3 protein-coding genes and 1 pseudogene are annotated in these 4,168 nt (G+C 73.0%); 2 read left to right on the top strand and 2 right to left on the bottom strand.

Annotation, left to right across the window (positions count from 1 at the left end):
• Positions 1-348: pseudogene (locus D7W79_RS39570) on the bottom strand (hypothetical protein); the annotation flags it as partial.
• A 184-nt stretch (positions 349-532) separates the two neighbouring features.
• Here D7W79_RS39570 and D7W79_RS39575 point away from each other — a divergent pair.
• Entirely contained in the window at positions 533-1,057 is a 525-nt protein-coding gene (locus D7W79_RS39575; RefSeq protein WP_120530392.1) for a phage tail protein, read from the top strand.
• 49 nt (positions 1,058-1,106) lie between these two features.
• On the opposite strand, the gene D7W79_RS39580 is transcribed toward D7W79_RS39575, so the two are convergent.
• Positions 1,107-1,742 (bottom strand): helix-turn-helix transcriptional regulator, encoded by a 636-nt coding sequence (locus D7W79_RS39580; protein ID WP_120530393.1) that lies wholly within the window; start codon positions 1,740-1,742, stop codon positions 1,107-1,109.
• 192 nt (positions 1,743-1,934) lie between these two features.
• Between D7W79_RS39580 and D7W79_RS46580 the strand changes: the two genes are divergently transcribed.
• Positions 1,935-4,160 carry a ribonuclease H-like domain-containing protein gene (locus D7W79_RS46580; protein ID WP_244222233.1) on the top strand — a complete coding sequence of 742 codons (2,226 nt, stop codon included), beginning with the start codon at positions 1,935-1,937 and terminating at the stop codon, positions 4,158-4,160.
• Positions 4,161-4,168 lie beyond the last annotated feature (8 nt).

Raw genomic sequence — 4,168 nt, forward strand, 5'->3', positions numbered from 1 at the left:
CTGTTGCCCCATGGGCCCCATCAGGCCCATGGGCCCATGGGGGCCCGTCGCCCCCGCCGGGCCCTGCACGCCCTGCGGACCCTGGGGGCCGGGCGCGCCCATACCCGACAGGCCCTGCGGACCCTGGGGACCCGTCAGGCCAGGTTCACCCGTCGCGCCCTTCTCACCCTGCGGGCCGGCCGGCCCCTGGGGACCCGTCGCGCCCGTGGGCCCCGGAGGACCTTCGGGTCCCGGCGGGCCATCACCCGTCCCTTCCGTGCAGGCAGTCACCATCAACGTCGCGCAGAGCGACAACACGCGGAAACGCGAGAAGGCCCCACGGAAGGGCACGAAGGCTCGAAGCGACATGGATCAGGTCCTCCCCAACGACAGGCAGTGCTGCGACGTGCGGCGTAGGAAAAGAAACCGTCACGGACCGTGAAGCTTCGCACACATCGGGTTTGTTTGTCTGATGACGCGCCGCGCGCTTTCACTGGAGCGTCGCCCATGGTCTGTTCAAAGACCAACACCCACAGTCACACCAGGGGGCACCATGTCTGAGCCGTTCGTCGGAGAGATCCGGATGTTTGGAGGCGACTTCGCGCCGCGCGGTTGGAGCTTCTGCAACGGTGCGCTGCTGTCCATCGCGCAGAACCAGGCCCTCTTCTCCATCCTGGGCACGACGTACGGAGGCGACGGCAGGACGACGTTCGCGCTGCCGGACATGCGGGGCCGCTTCCCCATGCAGCCCGGCCAGGGCCCCGGCCTGGCACCGCACACGCTGGGCGAGGTGTCCGGCACGCCGTCGGTGACGCTCATCTCCACGCAGATGCCCGCGCACACCCACCCGCTGATGGCCAGCATGCAGGAGGGCAACACGGAGAGCCCGGAGGGCGCGTACCTCGCAGCCTATCCCGCGGGCACCACCCCCACGCCCTACGTCACGACCCCCAGCACGGTGATGGGCCCCCAGGCCGTGGGCGTCTCCGGCGGCAGCCAGCCCGTGCCCATCCAGAACCCGTACACGTGCGTGAACTTCATCATCGCGCTGGAAGGCATCTACCCCTCGCGCAGCTGACCGCCTCGACCGGCCCCGCTCCCCGCGCGACGGCGCGGGGCCGTGCGTCTCAGGCGCCCACCACCTCCGCGCGGGTGATGCGGTCCAGCCGGAAGTGGCGCCGTTCACCGGACGCGAGGTCCACCGCGTCCAGCCGCGTCTCGTGGCGGTCCATCACCACGGACTCGATGCGCACCTCGCGCACCGTCTCCAGGAAGTTGCCGTCCACATAGGTGATGCGCAGCGGCTGGCGCTCGAACCACGCGCGCTCCAGCGCCTCCCTCACGGGCTTGCGCGTGGGCAGCGACGGCACGCCCAGGAACGTCAATTCGCGCAGCCGGTCCAGCAGCTCGCGCTGCGCGGACGTGGACAGCGCGGAGCGGACCTTGTCGAGCGCCGACTCCAGCGTCCCCGTGAAGGGCAACAGCCGCATGCCGATGGCGAACCGTCCCAGCGCCACCACCAGCGCCGCCTCGCGCGCGGTGAAGTTGACCGGCGGCAGGCTGTAGCCCCGGTCCAGCGCGTAGCCTCCACCCCGGCCCCGCTCCGCGCCCACCGGCAGCGCCGCGGCGCGCAGCGCGTCCAGGTCCCGGTAGATGGTCCGCACCGTCACGTTGAAGCGCTCCGCCAGCACCTCCGCGGTGACGCCAGTGCGGCGGCCCCTCAGGTACTCCGCGAGGGCGAAAAGTCGCTCGGTGCGCTGCATGGCCTTGGAATCCTGACATACCGCTGTCAGCCAGGGGCCTCAAGCTGGGGCCGAGCCCCAGCGATGCGAAGCCCTTCCGACAGCACCCCGCCGCTCCTGTCCGCCCACCCTTGCGAAGCGGGCACCCGCGCGCCTATGAGCGCCAGAAGCAGCGTCCGCGCGCCGCGCCTTCCCTCCCCCGAGCCCCTGCCCATGGTCCCGCCGCCGCATCCGCAGGAGGACGAGTGGTTGTGGGGATGGGACCCCACGCCCGGCATCGTGTCCGTCTGGGCGGAGCCGGACGGTCGCGCCTTCATCTGGAAGCGGCAGCCGGGCACGCACGCGCGGCTGCGCGAGGACGCGAGGTACCGGCCCTGGGTGCTGCTCGCGTCGCTCCAGGACCTGGAGCACCTGGGGGACGCGCTGCGGCCCGAAGGCGCGTCGCACGTGCCGCCCGTGCCAGGAGCCGTGACGTACCGGGAGCTGGAGGGGCCGGGCGCGCTGCGCTTCGTCGTCAGCGCGGAGGACGGCCGCGCGCTCGCGTCCGCGGTGCTCAAGGGCGCGTCGATGCGGCTGGACCAGCGCGTGGGCCACCTGCGCGACCTGGGCCCGGCCACGGCGATGGTGCTGCCCCCGGAGGAGCAGTACCTGGTGGCCACCGGGCGCACGTACTTCCGCGACCTCGTCTTCGACGACCTGCGCCGGCTCCAGTTCGACCTGGAGACCACCGGGTTGGATCCTTCGAAGGACCGCATCTTCCTCGTCGCGCTGAGGGATCCAGAGGGTCGCGCGGAGACGCTGGAGGTGACGGCGGACGGCGACGCGGGCGAGGCGGACCTGCTGCGCCGGCTGGTCGCGCGCATCCGCGAGGCGGACCCCGACGTGGTGGAGAACCACAACCTGCACGGCTTCGACCTGCCCTTCCTGGACCAGCGCGCCAAGCGGCTCAACGTGCCGCTGGCGCTGGGCCGCGCGGGGCTGCCGGGCCTGCGCCACCGCCCTTCCGCGAGGGGCGCCGCGCTGAACCGGGGCCCCGGAGGCCGTGACGCGGACGCCATGCGCCGCGCGCGCTACACCGTCCCCGGCCGCGAGTTCATCGACACGCTGGACGCCGTGCGCCGCCACGACTTCTCCGCCCGCGACCTGCCCGGCCACGGCCTCAAGGCGGTGGCGCGGCACCTGGGCCTGTCCGGCCCCGACCGCGAGCTCATCCCGGGGGCGCGCATCCATGAGGTCTTCCTGAAGGACCCGGAGCGCGTGCGCCGCTACGCGCGCGAGGACGTGACGGAGGCCGCGGGCCTGGCGCACCTCCTGGGCGGCGCGGCGTTCGCGCTCGCGCGCATGGCGCCCCGGCGCTACGAGCGGCTGGCGGACGCGGGTCCGGCGACGGGCGTGCTGGATCCGCTGCTGGTGCGCGCCTACGTGCGCTCGGGCGCGGCGCTGCCCGCGCACGAAACCAGCGACGGCACGTCCCACAGCGGCGCGGCGCTGCACCTGTTCGCCACCGGCGTCGCGCACCACGTGGTGAAGGCGGACGTGGCCAGCCTCTACCCGTCGCTCATGCGCGAGTACCGCATCGGCCCCAGGCGCGACCGGCTGAACGCGCTGCTCGCGCTGGTGGACCGGCTGGTGGACCAGCGCCTGGACGCGAAGGCGAAGGCGAAGAAGGCCCCGCCCGGCTCGGCGGAGCGCCACACGCACGAGGCGTTCTCCGCGGCGATGAAGCTGCTGATCAACTCCGCCTACGGCTACCTGGGCGCGGTGGGCCTCACGCGCTTCTCCGACGTGCACGCCGCCAACGAGGTGACGCGGCGCGGGCGCGAACTCCTGGGCCTGCTGTGCCGCGAGCTGGCCCACCGGGGCGTGACGCTGCTGGAAGCCGACACGGACGGCGTCTACTTCGCGGTGCCCGAAGACTGGACGGAGGCCGACGAGCGCCGCGTGGTGTCGGAGGTCGCGGGCCTGCTGCCGCCGCGCGTGCGGCTGGAGTTCGACGGGCGCTACGCCGCCATGCTGTCGCACGAGCCGAAGAACTACGCGCTCCAGCCCTACGCCGGGCCGCTCCTCTTGCGCGGCGTGGCCTTCCGCTCCAGCCGCGCGGAGCCCTATGGCGAGGACTTCCTGCGCAAGGCCCTCCAGCACTTGCTGGCCGGCGACGTGCGCGCCGTGCGCGACACCTACGTGGACGCGGTGATGGCGCTGCGCCGGCGCCAGGTGCCCACCTTCGAGCTCTCCGCGCAGGTGCGGCTGACCAAGTCCCCCTCGCAGTACCTGGCCACGCGCAAGCAACGGAAGGAACTGCCATACGAAGCCCTGCTCACGAACGGCCGCGAGCACTGGGCCCTGGGCGAGCGCGTGCGCATCTACCGCGCCACGGGCGGCCGGGCGGGCCTGCTCCCGGAAGCGCTCACCGAGGACCTGTCTCTTATACACCTCTGACGCTGGCG

This window comes from Corallococcus exercitus (assembly GCF_003611585.1).
Classification (GTDB): Bacteria; Myxococcota; Myxococcia; order Myxococcales; family Myxococcaceae; genus Corallococcus; species Corallococcus exercitus.